This is a genomic window from Flavobacteriales bacterium (assembly GCA_021296215.1).
Lineage (GTDB): Bacteria > Bacteroidota > Bacteroidia > Flavobacteriales > ECT2AJA-044 > ECT2AJA-044.
This window is the reverse complement of record JAGWBA010000063.1, coordinates 1-14,678: the sequence shown is the minus strand read 5'-3', so window position 1 is coordinate 14,678 and position 14,678 is coordinate 1. Positions and strand designations below refer to the sequence as shown.

Genomic DNA, 14,678 nt, shown 5'->3' with positions numbered 1-14,678 from the left:
AATAAATACCTGCAAGCTGCATGAGACTTGATAAACTATATTTGAACAAATTCTGTCCTAATAATTGGGGTATCTACACCTAGCGAGTCTTCGCTTGCGGGCAAAAAGTTTAGCGTAGGCATCCTTATAATTAGGGATGCCTTCTTTTTTCTTCCACAGGTGAATGGGAATTAAATCGGCAGAAAGCGGGTTCCAAGTATTTTCATAATGATGCCTTATTGGAGCTACCAGTTCTTCGGGTAGGTCTGAGATTTCTTTGTTGAAACCTCGTTCTCTCCATAGAATTAGGAGGTTTTTAATGTTTGTTTCATGACAGGTTATTCCCCCCCCTTTGAGTATTGGTGTACGTTTAAAGGTTCCGATCATTCTGTCTGCCTCATCATAGTCTAGTTTTATTATGAATCCAAGAATTTGATAAACCCGAATATAGAAGTTCGTGGGTGAATGAAGCTCTAGCCTATATAGGAGACTTAAAAGTGAAATAGACGATTGACCATTGAGCAATTCGTATACGGCGAAATTGTATTTATTCCTTTCAGTGCTTTCTTCAGTTAACGCCATTTTTTCACCTAGTAGTAACCTTACGATTTCAATTTTCGGAATGAGTAGATTCTTTAGAGTTTCGTGGTGGTGGAGCTTTTCAAAACTCCTAGTCATATCATTAAAACCATCCTGTAATTCTCCTCCATATATCTTTAATATCCCAAAATTGAACGTAGCAATTGGAAGCTCCTTTTCAGTAGAGAAGCTCGGATATGACTTTATCAACTCTACAACTTCAGAAAATGCTCTTCCGATCCGAGAAACATCACAAGGCAACACACCATTGAAAGCATCATTGAGAGATAGATATGAGTAAAGTGAAAGTTTTCTTAATCTAACATGGCGTGTATTCGAAGAATAGATGTCTTGGATTCTTTGTTTGTCCATAGACGATATAGAAGGGGTTTCATTTTCTGAATTATTATACTTACTCAGAATATCGTGTAAGTACTCAAAGTCACTATATAAAGATTCAATATTCTCCTTTTGCTTCTCAAACCTTTGGGCATTTTTCTCGAATCCATAGTATCTATAGAATAGGACAAGTTTTTTTGAAATGTAGTGAGCCGAATCAAATTGCTCCCACTTAATTGCAACCTTTAAAGCCCTCCTTAAAAAATACACATAGTGCTCAGAGTTCTCTCTTGAAATCGCAATTTGACCATATAACAAGTACTTTTGTATTAGTACTTTCCCCCGTTCATAATTTGAAAAACTTCGAGGTCTGTGGATGTTGAAGTCCAGCCCGAGAGCTTCATAAATTTTTAGAAAAAGTCTCTCGTGAGATTTCCTCACCGAATTATTCATGTTTTCATGACTTGGAGTTTCCGTCCACCCCTTTTTGATTCTATTTAAGGTGTCAATGTAGTTGTTCGAATTTCCTTTTTTAGAATTAAAAGTCTCTAAGAACTTAAAAAGTACTCGCTGCTCTTCTTCACATAATTCGTTAAAAACGTTTGCTATTTCAATATGAAAATTCACAAAAAATTCTCAAAGATTTCATCAAAATCTCCTACCTCAGAAGATGTCGGGTTCCAATCCGCTTCATTAGGATCTGATGGAATCAACTTTTCAAATCCAGACAAGGCGATTTGACAATGACGCTTTATTCTATAAGTTAATTCCTTGCCATGGAGATATCGCCTGAAATTCTCAATCTCATTTATAAGGGAATCGTAATTGTCTGCAAGCTTGAAATTCAATAGGAGAAGAATTCTTGAGTACAAATTCCAACCTGCCTTATCTTTCTTTAAATCACCAAGATTGCCAAGCTCCTTTATGGCCTCTTTATAATGACCGACTACGGTGTAGCAATACCCTAAAATTGCCCCAATTTGAACTCTATAAACTGGAGACACCCACTCTATACTTCTAAGTTCCAGAAGCCCGTTAATGGCACCCTGTAAATCACCAAGGTATATTAGATTACGAATTTTGGTTATATGAAGATAACTTCTATTAATATCTGAAAGACCTCCACTATCCAATAAGTTTGTAACTATTGAATTTGATTGATTGAACTTTTTGTCCAAAACATAAAAAAGTGCAAGATTAATTTCAATTGTCTGAATCTCTCTTTGCTTACGTATTGCGTAATTGCTTTCTATAGTAGACTTCAGTTTCAGACAGACCTTCAAACATTTATTATAGTCTCCTTTTTTATCATAGTACAGCAGCTTAGCATATAACACATTCCGCTCAGTTGACGCCGAATATGGTGAGTTTCTAATGTTATTTATTTCAGAGATGAAGCCTTCCAATTCTTCTAGTTGTTTTGAATTTGGGGAATCAATTAAATAAAACTTAAATGAATTCATTCGAATCCATGAAGATTTGGAATAGTTTAGTCGCTGTAGTTCTAAATCGGCAGCATCACGACTTGGATTAAGAGACTTTAGAGACACCATTCTGTACTTAGATATTGCGGCAAGTTGACCTACACAGTAAAGTGCAAAATCAAACATCTCCAACTTCTTGGCTAGTTTGAGCGCTTGTCTCAAGACACGGATGGAACCGTTGACATCACCGAGTTGATAACGTACTTTAAAAGCTTGAATTAGATTTAAGCATCGAAGGAAATCCCTATCCACTGAATCTAGTTGGCTTCCCTTTCTTTGAACATTGATTGGTAGTGTAATAACTTCATTCAGCTTGTCTTCAAAACGCTCTAGACTTTTCCTAATGGCATCCTCAGAAACCCCCTTAAAATTAGAATTGAGCATCTCTTTAAAACCAATACCTTTTCTCAAACCATCAAACAAATCCAAATAAATGGATTGATTCGAAGTAAACTTTTCATAAAATACACTGAGGTAAATCCTAGAGGCAAATAGATCAGCCTCTGTTAACTTATTGAAGAGTGCCTGTACTCTTTCGAATCTGTCCCTGTTTTTCATCGTTGTCCAAAATAAGACATTCTTTCATATTTGGACTTAGAAAGTCTCACGATGTTTGTAGCGTAAGAAATAGAGATGGAAGGATTTGTATTTTAAGTAGGCTGTTAAAGTAGAAAAAAAATTCTGCTAAGCGTTCTTTGAATGGCCAAGGCTATAGCGTTGTCCAAATTGGAGATTTTTCTCCTGTATGCTTGCACGGGTGTGTGCGATATTTGTCTCAGGTTTAATCGCAAAAGACAATTATTATGCAATCACTTGTTCAACTTATCATCGCTTTTTTTGCTGGAATTGACGCTTCATTTGTATTTCCAGACGACCAATAAACAAGTTTAACTCTCAAAAATAAAAGTATGGAAGGTTTCGTATTCTAATAAAGAGGAGAGAAAAGATTTGGGAGAATTCCCAAAAAAAAACCACGGCCACGAAACTACCGTAAACAATGTTTCATGACCGTAGCTTTTTCCTAATTATGCTACACACCTTTGAGCGTTGCGTAAGTTAAACCCTCACTCATTGTGTTCATGACCTCCTAATGCTACACAAGCGTAGGCGTTAGAAAGCTTAATTAAACCTGCAAATAGGTTTCACCCAGTCGGTGAGGCCTTTTTTGCTTTGTAATCCTCACAAAAATAGATTTTTCATTTTAATTATCCTATTACACAGTTGAAAAAGAGCCTGTTGAAAAGGAAATTAAAGTTCTTTACTTATCCGGGGCTTGTATTTTCAAGGATTGTTTTATCTTTGCCGTCCCAAAGGGCTCCGTAGCTTAACTGGATAGAGCACCTGACTACGGATCAGGAGGTTCGGGGTTCGAATCCCTCCGGAGTCACTGGAATAGAAAAGCCGCTGTAATCATTTACAGCGGCTTTTTCCATTAATTATTAGATAGCTTATTGAATCTCGGCATGAAGTCCCTGTTCGACTAATCCGGACCACATGGGTTTTAGCTTCTCAAATTCCGCTGTCTTTACCGTACACTTACCATTGTAGTGCACGATCATGGTACATTGTTCCGCCTGAAGTACGTCATGACCACAGATGCTTATTAAGCATTCGATAACGTGATCGAACGTGTTGACTTCGTCGTTGTGTAAAACCAATTCCCGGTCTTTGACCACCTTTTCCTTGAGCTCTACAAGCTCTTCAACATCTACCTGCATAAGTTTGATTTACAGGGGCAAAGATACAAAAGACCTAATAGAACTCCTCGAACCGCGAAAGCCACTGATCGACCCTGCGGCGAGTAGATGTCGTATACTGGAAGTATTGTCCGTTGTCCAGCTTGACTTGACGCTTCTTTAAATCGAGATCCTTGATCACATCATTGAAGGCCTCGTCAGAAGATAAACACTGCATAATATTTCTTCTCAATGAGAAGTAATACCAATTTCGGCGATCCAGCTCAAAGTAAATGAACAGTTCATCCTGTCTGCGCTTACGAACCAATTCGATCTTACCCCGAACCTTCTTGTTGACCTGATAAGGACCGATATTCCCGATTCCGATATTCCCGGTTGTCATGTAGCTGCTCGTGTAATCGTTCCACGCCCATTCGACATCCGTTAATACCAGTGTCATGGTCCGCAGGTCTTTCGGAAGCTTCTCCACACTGCCATATGTGCGAATCTCTTCCATATAGGTCAAGGCATCCTCTTTGCCTAAAATCGCGATCAAAGCTTCTCGATAGACATCCCGATCGAGGTCAATACCTTTGAGCATATTGTCGTCATTGATTTTGTTCGCCATCAATTCCATAGCCTCTTCAGCAAAGAAAAAGCCTATGCCCATAACGAGATTCATTTCAATGGTATCGCGATACAAATCGTGCCGATAGGCACCCCAAGTATTTAAATTAACGCCCGTAAGATCATCGTCCAAGGAAAATGCCCCAGTTCCTCGAACCTCGCAGGTTTTATTGTTGAATGCCATAAGCTGCTCCGGAACGTCTTTATCGGCCAGCTTCTCCCTACCGGCAATCCGATACTCGTTACTGGCCTCATCGTAGATCAACCATCCTGTACTCGTGAAATTCGGCTCTGAATAGGCGTTTGCCTTCTTCGAAAGAAAGTTACTCGACAAATCGGTTGGATCCGGTGTATAAAATAACCCGGAGTACAGCTGATTCCGCTCGCGATCTGCATTCAAACGACTCAAATCCACCGCAATCTGCTCAGGATCGATCTGGGATCTGAATGGGATTTTATCGGTCAACACCGTTTCACAAGCGTGTTGAATCTCCGTAAATCCGTCAAAAATAAAGTTAGGATCAGCTCCGTAGATCTCCACCTCGCCTTCAAAACTAAAGAAAGGGGAGAGGTAGAATTCTTGCTCCGCAGGCACAATGCCGTGAGCAACGGTATGTATTGCCGTATCGACATACACGGTATCAATGGTGATGGGAAACGCTTCGTCGAACCGATCGATGTAATCGACCTTAGACCTTCCACGGTAATCCTTGCGACCCCTAACGCGAATATTGGCTTCGTAGAACTCATGATATGGGTCGTCCCAAAGGACTTCGATCCGCGCATTGTCCAAACGATCCATCTTAGCGTTATCGCGGATAGCCACATAACCCGTATCCGGATATACCCAAGCATCGGCCACTTCCATTCGCTCTACTCCAAAACCTTCGAGCAAGGTGTCGATCATATAGTACCTAGCCGTTAAGGCCTCGTAATTCAGGCTATCCTGCGATTCTCGCGTTGAAACCATCGATGCGGGCTTGCCGGCCACTAACTGATCCAAGTCGAAGGTCTTGGCATCCATGTCCCAAACGGCGTGGTCCATGTACACATCGTACTGATTCTCATGCACGTGGATCGGAAAACCGGATTCAAGCAGCGAAAATTCTCCTCTTCGCTGTCCAAAATCGATATCGCCTTGAGCCCGCTGTAGGCCAAAGGCCCACGGGCTTTCGGCATTCAACCTCACACGAAAGTCCAGATTCTCACTATAAATGCGGTGATGGTCGAACCGGTAGAGTTGCGCGGTCGTCTGTGCATTTTCGAAATCGGTCTTACCCCCGGCTTCCAATCCACTCGGACGAAGTGCCAAGAAACCGCGATGACTGGCATGAATGTCGAATATATCGAACGGTTCGACCTTCTTGTTGCGGATGAACATCACTTCCTTATAAGGTTCCCAATGGACTCTTGCATTTTGCGCCCTAGCGGGCGGATACTCAGTTCCGGCCATTTGTGGTCTAATTAGGAAGGTGTCTGCAACCGCGTTCATTGAGTCGAGGAAGAACAACGACTTTTGGGTGTATGCCGCACTTGTTAGGTAGTCGAGCACGCCCTTACCCTCGATACCGGCGTTAGAGACCTTGATCGTATCGCGATACTGCCCCTTCCCGCCGTAGGCGGCAAAACCAGAAGGTGGGGTAGTGCGGATGAATCCGAGCGAGTAATCGGGCATTACCTTTAAGTCCTCTTCGAACATGGGGAATATGTCGCCCGAGTAAAACTGACCGTTGAAGGCGAGCCCCTCGGTTTCGAAGGTGTCCAAACTATCGATCTCGAAGGGTTCTACGTGGAAATAGACCCTGCTGCGATCGTACACTCCGTTGTAAATGCGCCGGTCGTCCCAATACACGTAGCTGTCGTTCCCCGATCTAAATATGGGATACTCCGGGAAGCGGTCGCGGCTACTTTTGTTGTTCGGCTTGTCGATAAAGAGCTCACCTGTCATGTTTTGAAGCTTGTTGCGAATGGGCACTAGTTCGCGACGACCGTATTCATCAGCCTCAAAAGAAGGCACGAGGAACTTCATGGAGTCTATGACGTTCATATTGACCCGGAAATTCTGGTATTCAAAGAAGAAGTCCCGTCCAACGAAATCGAAGCGCCCCGCTTGGATTACGCCGGCGAAATTAAAGTCTCGATTCTCCTTTAAAACGATCTTGCCACCTGCCGGAAACAGCACGACTTTTTGACTATCGCTAAGTAAGATCGGCTGAACACCGTACAATTCGAGGTCCTGGTTGAGCAGGTTCAATCGTCCGTTTTGCTTTTGAGCTACTGAAATAAAGCGGATGATATCGTAATCTATAAATCCACCTCGAGCATTGATGTAGTCGAACATCTTCTTTTCGAGCTTTACACGACCCTTGTCCACATTATAGGTAACGAAGCCCATAATGGTCATATCCATCATTAACAGCTTGCATTGGTGCTCTTCCATACGCAAGTACTGTGAGATTTCTTCGATGTAGAACTCATCGTGATGGTTCGATCGCTCCCAAAGCTTTTTGAGCACGTACAATACACTGGTATCGTCCATACCCTGCAATTGATCGAATCGCTCGTCGCGGTAAAAATTCACCGATTCCAAAACAACCGGGTTCACTTCCCCGGCCTGAAGGTTCGAGAGCTTTATTACAGGCTCGTCCATGTCCCATTCTAACCGATCAAAGTACATCTCGACTTTGTGGTAGCTGTTCGAGTAGGGCCGTTGTGCAAGTCCTTCATCTTCGCGATACAAGGACAAAACGCGATCATCTTTAAAGAAACGCAACTGGATCTTTGGATGATACATCGAGTCTTCCTCAATGATCACGGTCATACGGCAATCACCGCCCAAAATTTCATCGTTCCGGAGCACAAAACGGTTACTGCGAGCCTTTACCCTGGCTTGGCCCTCGAAATCGAAAAGCATGGTGGCTTTATCCTCTTCGCTACCGTATCCGATGAACCTGTCTCCTTCAACGCTAAATCCACCTTCGTAATAAACTCCTTCAACGATATCCGGAATCTGAAACTCCTTATTGTAGCTATTGAAAACCGGGAACCTATAGTTTCCTTCGCGTGCCGATGCCAAAATGTTTTCCTCGAAGCTCCCCATCATGGGGTCAGTGATATAGAACTTGGAGTACAAGGTCACGGAATCTGCTGACCATTCCGTACGGTCGGTCCGTATAGAATACTCGTTGAGCTGCGCCAACAGGCTATCAGCACTTATGCCGGCACGAGTCCAAAACACTTCACCACTCACTCCGGTCAATCGATCTTCCATGAGATCGAACCTAATTACCGTATTGTAGATCACACTTGAATCGCCCTTGGCATAACATACTAATGCGCCCTCTTCACTCTCAATGATACCGGGTTCACTTTGAACGAAAGCGCGCATATCACCCAGAAACTTCCACTCCAAGGCTTGAGACTTAAACAGAATACTGTCGCGGAACAATTCTTTCGAGCGCAGCATGAACTGATCGATGTTTCGGCCCGATTCAGCCCCGACGATGTCATCCGTGGCTTTGAACCACGTGGTTGTTACCGGATCGTTGGCTAAATCGGCCACCACGATGAGCGACTCAACATAATCAATGAACCCGGGATACGAGCGCACTCGCTTCTTGAGCATTTGATTGGCCGTCGTAATGATCTGACTTTCCTCTTCAGGAGTATAAACACCCGAAGTCCAGTACGCCGAGAAGAGCTCCATGCGCTCTACGGTTGCATCGCCATTTTGGCCTTCGGCCAGATAGGTTCTCAACTGTTCCAAGAAGACATTACCGTCCTCGCTGAACTCCCGCAACCGCTGCCCCATACTGGTCAAGGTGGAAAACAACATCGCGACGAACAATACTTTTTTCATCCCTTCAATCTCCATTTTGCCGCAACCCATTGCTGGCGTTCGCGCCATCCTTCAAACCGGAAGCCACTCTTAGCAGCTTCTTTCTTTATTGTCTCTAGATCTTCAATATAAAAGCCACTCATATACAATGCCCCCCTGGCCGAAGTGCTCGAGCATAATGAGGCAATTGATCGATCAGTATATTCCGATTGATGTTTGCGTACAATACGTCGCACTGTATGTCTTGAATAGCCTCCACACTGCCCAAACGAACTTCTATTTTGCCCGAAACACCATTCATTTCAATATTCTCCTGTGCATTCTCATACGCCCATTGATCAATGTCCACGGCCCACGCTTTCGTGGATCCTTGAAGTGCTGCAAGAATGGCCAGCACTCCGGTTCCCGCACCCATATCGAGTAAGGTTCGTTCCCCAATCGGCTCATCAAGCATCCAACCCATCATTAAATAAGTGGTACTGTGATGACCGGTTCCAAAGCTCATCATTGGAGTGATAACGATCTCCCGCTCGAATTCTTTTGACCGATCCGGATGAAAAGAGGCTCTCAGTCGCAGGCGGTTTTCGATCTCAATAGGCTCAAAGTTCTTTTCCCACTCGGCGTTCCAGTTCTGCTGCTTCATGGTCTTAGTGGAATAGGGGGGTAGCGAATCGCCGAGATAATCCTGAACCCGGGACGAATCATCAAATTCGGATTCCTGAAAATAGGCCAACAGTGCATAGGGTTCCTCAGCAACCGATTCGGCCTTGCTACCTTCTAAGAATGCTAGCAATAACTGACGAGCTATGTCGCTTTCAGGCAACTCCCAACGAACTTCGATGTAGTTCATACCCGGTCTCTGATCTCAACAAGTTTTACAAAGTCATCAGGGCCCAACGAAGCGCCTCCAATAAGGCCTCCATCCACGTCAGGTTGGGAGAATAGCTCTTCAGCATTGGCTGGTTTGCAACTTCCACCGTAAAGGATGGTTACGGAATCCGCAATATCCTCGTTGAACTTGGAGCCCAACCACGATCTAATGAATGCATGCATTTCCTGAGCTTGCTCAGCTGAAGCCGTTTCTCCCGTGCCTATGGCCCAAACGGGTTCATAGGCGACGACCACTCTGTTCATCTCTTCTTCGGTCAAGCTTCCCAGAACATCTTCGAGTTGTGATTGAACGACCTCCTCTTGGCGGTTGTCGTATCGCTCCTGAAGCTGCTCTCCAACACAATAGATCGGGCGCAATCCAGCCTCAAAGGCATGCCTTATCTTTTCGGACAATAGTTTTCCATCTTCACCGTGATACATTCGGCGCTCGGAGTGACCCAGGATCACATATTGAGCACCGACCGAAGAGATCATTGGAGCAGATACCTCGCCTGTAAATGCACCTGATTCATGGCCTGAGCAATCTTGTGCGGCAACGTAGATGTTCGGGAAATCCTCGGTCATTTGTTGGATGGCCTCGAGGTGAATGTAGGGTGGAGATATTACCACAGAAACATCCGGTGTTTCCATTTCCTCCAACATACTCACGATCTTACTTACCGTATCGATTCCAGTCGGAAAATCCAGATTCATTTTCCAGTTCCCGGCTACCATTTTTGATCCCATATTATTTGGTTTTCAAGCGAGGGTCGAGCCATCGATAAACGACATCGACCCCCAGATTAATGAGTACGAACGAAGCTCCGATCACCAACACTGCACCCATAACTACAGGTAGATCGAGTTGATTCAGAGCATTCACAATTTCTTTTCCCAGTCCGTTCCAGCCAAAAATATATTCGACGAACACCGCACCGGCGAGCATAGAGGCAAACCATCCGCTCGTAGCTGTGACCACGGGATTCATGGCATTTCGTACGGCGTGTTTCCAGATGACCTGTACGGGTTTAAGTCCTTTTGCACGTGCCGTGCGGATATAATCGTGTTGCAGCACATCGAGCAATGAACTCCGGGTCAGTTGGGTAATCACAGCAAGCGGACGAATACCTAAGGTAAACGCAGGCAAGATCAAGTTCTTGTAGTTTAGGCGCACCCCTTCGCCAAAATCATCCACAGTATAAAGGCTTCCGGTCATGTTGAGTCCGGTCCAATCGGCCCAAAGAAAACCGAACAACCAGGCGATGAGTATGGCCGAGAAGAATGATGGAAGAGCCATACCCAGCGTACTCAAGACCGATAATGAACGGTCGATGAAGCTATTTGGCCGCAAGGCCGAAATTATCCCAAGCAATACACCCATTACGAATGCAAGGGAAATACTTGCCAGGGCCAGCACTGCTGTGTTGGGAAGGGTGCTAGCGACGATGTCGGTAACCTGGGTGCCGTTCCGTTGAAAACTTTCGCGCAGATAGGGAGCTTTCAGTGCGACAGCACGATTGCCTATGGGTATCGAGAGAGCGATTTGGTAGCCCGGTTTATCCAGGGCGTTCAAAGCCGTGGATTCATCGGTGCGGTGCCAGCTGATGGGCGATAGGTCGTTTAAATAATAGGCATATTGAACGGCCAAGGGCTTGTCGAACCCGTATTTAGCCCGAATAGCCGCGAGTTGCTCGGAATCTTCCCGTTGATCGAGCATCATACGTGCAGGATCACCCGGAAGCACCGCAAACAGGAGAAAGAGCACAGTCGCTACTCCCCAAAGCACGGCTAAACTATACCCCAAACTTTTTGCCATACAGCTAAGATAAGGGGCTAAAAAGAGTTATGAAACGGGGGCAGCTCTTAGTTTTCCACAGCTTTACGAGCAGCCTCGAGGTCTTTAGGAAGATCGTTGTAGTGCCATTTCCCAGCTATGAGCCCGTTTTTAATGTATACCAATCCAGGATTACTACGCACGATGGTCTTGAGTGTGGTTTCATCACAGAAAGCCACTTGGTACTGGGCTTGCACCTTATGGCGAAATTCTTCGATTTGCGTATAACCCGAGCTCGACATTCCCAAAAAGATCACGCCTGCGTTATCGCAGCTGCGAACCAAGTCATTGACCTTTTTGTGCAGCTTAGGGCTTACCGGTGTTTCGTTGATTCGATACATTACCAAGAGAAACAGCTCATCTTCCTGCATGAGGGTTTCGGTGTAGTCAACATCATCGATGGTCATGGTAAAATCGTGAATTGGAGGGTGGTATCCTTCCTTGACTAATTTCTGATCGCGCGATACATACTCGGCTCCTTCAATATTCCACGGCTCCTCTTCAGTAGAGAATTCTTTTTCAAACCCATCGACCTTGTAGGTCCAGGTGATCTCAAATTCATCGACAGGTGCTCCTTCCGGGGTGGACATATCCTCAACGATATCGGTTCCGACCTTATACGCTCTGAAGTCGATGAGTGGTAAGTGATTCAGCACCCAATAAGCCATAAATGCCTGAAGGGCGATGGATACGGTTAGGATTATCCGAGCCGTGGGCACCGCGATGATCGGCTGAATGTGCTTTTGTCCAATGAACAAGAATATCGCTGCAATACTTAGGATCACATCCTTCGTAAAGGACTCCCATGGCGTAAGGGGTATGGCGTCTCCAAAACACCCACAGTCGGTCACCTTGTTGAAATAGGCCGAGTAGAACGTGAGGAAAGTGAAAAAGATCATCATGGCCAATAATCCCCAAAGCGCCCACTTTTTGTAGATCCCGAGAAGGAGTGCGAGTCCGACCACGATCTCGAAGATGCAGATGAACACGGCCAAGCTTAGGGCCAGAGGCATCATGAATTCGGTTCCGAAGACCATGCAATACTCTTCGAGCTTGAAGCCAAATCCCATTGGGTCGTTGAGCTTTACGAGTCCGGAAAATATAAAAAGGGCACCCGTAAGCATACGGACGATCTGTACTAGAATTTTCATGCTGCTGCTTCGTTAAGTTTGATCAAGGCAAATACTGAATAATTGACAATGTCGTAATAGTTCGCATCGATTCCTTCCGATACGAGCGTTAAACCTGAGTTGTCCTCAATTTGTTTGATGCGCAGGAGTTTCTGAAGAATCAGGTCGGTAAAAGAACTCACCCGCATATCGCGCCAAGCCTCGCCGTAGTCGTGATTCTTGGCCATCATGAGGACTTTGGCCTTGTTCGCTTGTTCGTCGAAAGCCGCGACCGCTTGTTCAACGCCCATATCGGGTTGTTCGGCCACATCCTTATCCATTTGAATGAGCGCCATAAGGCTGTAGTTCAAGATGCCGATGAATTCGCCCCGAATATCGTCGGCGACCTTTTGGGTGCCTTTATCCTCAATGCTTCGAATGCGCTGCGCCTTGATGAAAATTTGATCGGTCAACGACGGCAAGCGCAAGATTCGCCACGCCGTTCCGTAATCTTTCCCTTTCTTTGTGTAGAGGTCGCGACACTCGGCGATCACCGAGTCGTACTGCGCTCCAGTCTTACTCATATTGCTCATTATGACGACGACCAAAGGTACACTTTTTGGCCAACTGCCCTCGATAGTAGTGCGCGGCAAACTCCTCCATTTTTCGTCCCCAAAAGTAATGGGAATACTCAATGCTACGCCCGATTCTTTTCATGCCGAAAGCCGAATTTCATCGCAAAAACAGCTACTTCTAAGAGCCGAGGAAATGGCCCGCGATGGCGCCGATATCTTGGATCTCGGGGCGTACTCGAGCCGTCCCGGTGCTGCGGACATTTCGGTCGAGGAGGAGTGGAGCCGTTTGAAAGGGCTTATTATGGCCCTACGGGCCGAAGGCCACCTCCCGATCAGCTTGGATACTTTCCGTGCGGAGATCGCTCGAAGGGCCTTAGGCGAAGGGGTCGACATCATTAATGATATCTCGGGCGGGGCCGATGTCGACATGTTTCCCCTGATCGGAGAAACTGGAGTTCCCTACATTCTTATGCACATGCAGGGTACTCCTCAGAACATGCAAAACGATCCGAAGTACGACGATGTCGTAGGTGAGGTCAACCTATTCCTAGCTCAAAAAATCCAGGAACTGCATGAACTTGGTGCGCATGATATCATTGCCGATGTCGGTTTTGGGTTCGGCAAAACGGTGGAGCAGAACTACGCCTTGCTTCGTGAGTTGGAGCAGTTCAAGGCGCTCGGAGTTTCGCTACTCGTGGGAGTTAGCCGAAAAAGTATGATTAACCGAGTACTTGACATCCGGCCGCAGGCCGCACTAAACGGAACCAGTATACTTCACGCCCTTGCCCTTGAACGAGGGGCATCGATCCTAAGAGTTCACGATGTTCGCGAAGCGGTGGAGGCAGTGAAGTTGTTTGAAGTCCTACGGGCCGATTGATTATCTTAGCCGTCAAAGTACCTTCTGCGTGAGCTTTCTCGACTTCGGAATTCTCGACATCATAGACATCGTATTGGTTGCGATTTTGCTTTATCAGCTCTACCAGCTAGTAAAGGGGACGGTGGCCATTAACATCCTCATTGGTGTTACGGCCATCTACTTGCTTTGGAAGATCGTAGAAGCGCTTAAAATGGAACTTCTCGGTGAGATCCTGGGCCAATTCATCGGTGTGGGGGTTATTGCGCTCATCATCGTTTTTCAGCAAGAACTCAGAAAATTCCTGCTCATGATCGGAACCACGAGCTTTAGCAGCAGGCGTAACATCCTGAGACAAATTGCGAATTTCAACCGAGAGACCGAAGAGCACAACATAAATATCGATGCCATCGTGGAGGCCGCTAAGGATATGGCCTCCGAGAAAACGGGCGCACTTATGGTGATCACCAGAAATTCCGAATTGAATCAAATCTCCGATACCGGCGATCGTATCGAAGCAGAGCTTTCGAAACGATTGTTAGAGAGTATTTTCTCAAAACACAGCCCCCTGCACGACGGGGCTGTGATTATTCGAGATGATAAGATCATTGCGGCCCGTGCCGTACTTCCTTCCACAGAACGAAATAACGTTCCTCCTCATTTCGGTATGCGACATAGAGCCGCGCTAGGAGTGAGTGAACAAAGTGATGCCTTGGTGGTCATCGTTTCTGAAGAAACCGGTAAGATCAGCTATGCTGTGGCAGGCGACCTTCGGGTCAACCTGGAACCGATGGAACTCCAAAAGCAACTCGAGAAAGACTTGAGATAAAAAAAGGTGCTGTATTAAATCGCACGTTCACTTGCGATTTAATACATTTAAACTATAAAGACGTCTACTACTGACGATCTAGTGCA

General features: G+C 45.5%; 11 protein-coding genes and 1 tRNA gene. 3 read left to right on the top strand and 9 right to left on the bottom strand.

Annotation, left to right across the window (positions count from 1 at the left end; translation table 11 throughout):
• Window positions 1-57 precede the first annotated feature (57 nt).
• Window positions 58-1,524 (bottom strand): hypothetical protein, encoded by a 1,467-nt coding sequence (locus tag J4F31_09740; GenBank protein MCE2496838.1) that lies wholly within the window; start codon window positions 1,522-1,524, stop codon window positions 58-60.
• Window positions 1,521-2,939, bottom strand: a complete 1,419-nt coding sequence (locus J4F31_09735; protein ID MCE2496837.1) for a hypothetical protein — start codon at window positions 2,937-2,939, stop codon at window positions 1,521-1,523. The genes J4F31_09740 and J4F31_09735 overlap by 4 nt, the downstream gene beginning before the upstream one ends.
• A 755-nt stretch (window positions 2,940-3,694) precedes the next feature.
• Between J4F31_09735 and J4F31_09730 the strand changes: the two genes are divergently transcribed.
• Window positions 3,695-3,768 (top strand) — tRNA-Arg (locus J4F31_09730).
• Between the two features lie 61 nt (window positions 3,769-3,829).
• On the opposite strand, the gene J4F31_09725 is transcribed toward J4F31_09730, so the two are convergent.
• The 7 genes from J4F31_09725 to J4F31_09695 form a co-directional block, all read right to left on the bottom strand.
• The gene (locus J4F31_09725) at window positions 3,830-4,099 is read right to left on the bottom strand and encodes an ATP-dependent Clp protease adaptor ClpS (GenBank protein MCE2496836.1); all 270 of its coding nucleotides are present in this window, start codon (window positions 4,097-4,099) and stop codon (window positions 3,830-3,832) included.
• A 34-nt stretch (window positions 4,100-4,133) separates the two neighbouring features.
• A complete protein-coding gene (locus J4F31_09720; GenBank protein ID MCE2496835.1) occupies window positions 4,134-8,543 on the bottom strand; it encodes a hypothetical protein in 4,410 nt (1,469 codons plus the stop codon).
• A 118-nt stretch (window positions 8,544-8,661) separates the two neighbouring features.
• On the bottom strand, window positions 8,662-9,372 hold the full coding sequence (gene prmA / locus J4F31_09715; GenBank protein MCE2496834.1) for a 50S ribosomal protein L11 methyltransferase: 711 nt from the start codon (window positions 9,370-9,372) through the stop codon (window positions 8,662-8,664).
• Window positions 9,369-10,139, bottom strand: a complete 771-nt coding sequence (gene tpiA, locus J4F31_09710) for a triose-phosphate isomerase (GenBank protein MCE2496833.1) — start codon at window positions 10,137-10,139, stop codon at window positions 9,369-9,371. The genes prmA and tpiA overlap by 4 nt, the downstream gene beginning before the upstream one ends.
• Before the next feature lies 1 nt (window position 10,140).
• The gene (locus J4F31_09705) at window positions 10,141-11,208 is read right to left on the bottom strand and encodes an ABC transporter permease (GenBank protein ID MCE2496832.1); all 1,068 of its coding nucleotides are present in this window, start codon (window positions 11,206-11,208) and stop codon (window positions 10,141-10,143) included.
• 47 nt (window positions 11,209-11,255) lie between these two features.
• Window positions 11,256-12,377 (bottom strand): DoxX family protein, encoded by a 1,122-nt coding sequence (locus J4F31_09700; GenBank protein MCE2496831.1) that lies wholly within the window; start codon window positions 12,375-12,377, stop codon window positions 11,256-11,258.
• Window positions 12,374-12,919: a DUF1599 domain-containing protein gene (locus J4F31_09695; GenBank protein MCE2496830.1), complete on the bottom strand. Its 546-nt coding sequence runs from the start codon at window positions 12,917-12,919 to the stop codon at window positions 12,374-12,376. Before J4F31_09695 ends, J4F31_09700 begins: the two co-directional genes overlap by 4 nt.
• A 10-nt stretch (window positions 12,920-12,929) precedes the next feature.
• Here J4F31_09695 and folP point away from each other — a divergent pair, with 10 nt between their 5' ends.
• A complete protein-coding gene (gene folP / locus J4F31_09690) occupies window positions 12,930-13,787 on the top strand; it encodes a dihydropteroate synthase (GenBank protein ID MCE2496829.1) in 858 nt (285 codons plus the stop codon).
• Between the two features lie 28 nt (window positions 13,788-13,815).
• Window positions 13,816-14,592, top strand: a complete 777-nt coding sequence (gene cdaA / locus J4F31_09685; protein MCE2496828.1) for a diadenylate cyclase CdaA — start codon at window positions 13,816-13,818, stop codon at window positions 14,590-14,592.
• Window positions 14,593-14,678 lie beyond the last annotated feature (86 nt).

What these genes read in the sequence shown, in the direction of transcription:
- J4F31_09735 (MCE2496837.1), bottom strand. Translation starts at nt 2,939, where the DNA reads ATGAAAAACAGGGACAGATTCGAAAGAGTACAGGCACTCTTCAATAAG.
- J4F31_09725 (MCE2496836.1), bottom strand. Translation starts at nt 4,099, where the DNA reads ATGCAGGTAGATGTTGAAGAGCTTGTAGAGCTCAAGGAAAAGGTGGTC.
- J4F31_09720 (MCE2496835.1), bottom strand. Translation starts at nt 8,543, where the DNA reads ATGAAAAAAGTATTGTTCGTCGCGATGTTGTTTTCCACCTTGACCAGT.
- prmA (MCE2496834.1), bottom strand. Translation starts at nt 9,372, where the DNA reads ATGAACTACATCGAAGTTCGTTGGGAGTTGCCTGAAAGCGACATAGCT.
- tpiA (MCE2496833.1), bottom strand. Translation starts at nt 10,139, where the DNA reads ATGGGATCAAAAATGGTAGCCGGGAACTGGAAAATGAATCTGGATTTT.
- J4F31_09705 (MCE2496832.1), bottom strand. Translation starts at nt 11,208, where the DNA reads ATGGCAAAAAGTTTGGGGTATAGTTTAGCCGTGCTTTGGGGAGTAGCG.
- J4F31_09700 (MCE2496831.1), bottom strand. Translation starts at nt 12,377, where the DNA reads ATGAAAATTCTAGTACAGATCGTCCGTATGCTTACGGGTGCCCTTTTT.
- J4F31_09695 (MCE2496830.1), bottom strand. Translation starts at nt 12,919, where the DNA reads ATGAGTAAGACTGGAGCGCAGTACGACTCGGTGATCGCCGAGTGTCGC.
- folP (MCE2496829.1), top strand. Translation starts at nt 12,930, where the DNA reads ATGACGACGACCAAAGGTACACTTTTTGGCCAACTGCCCTCGATAGTA.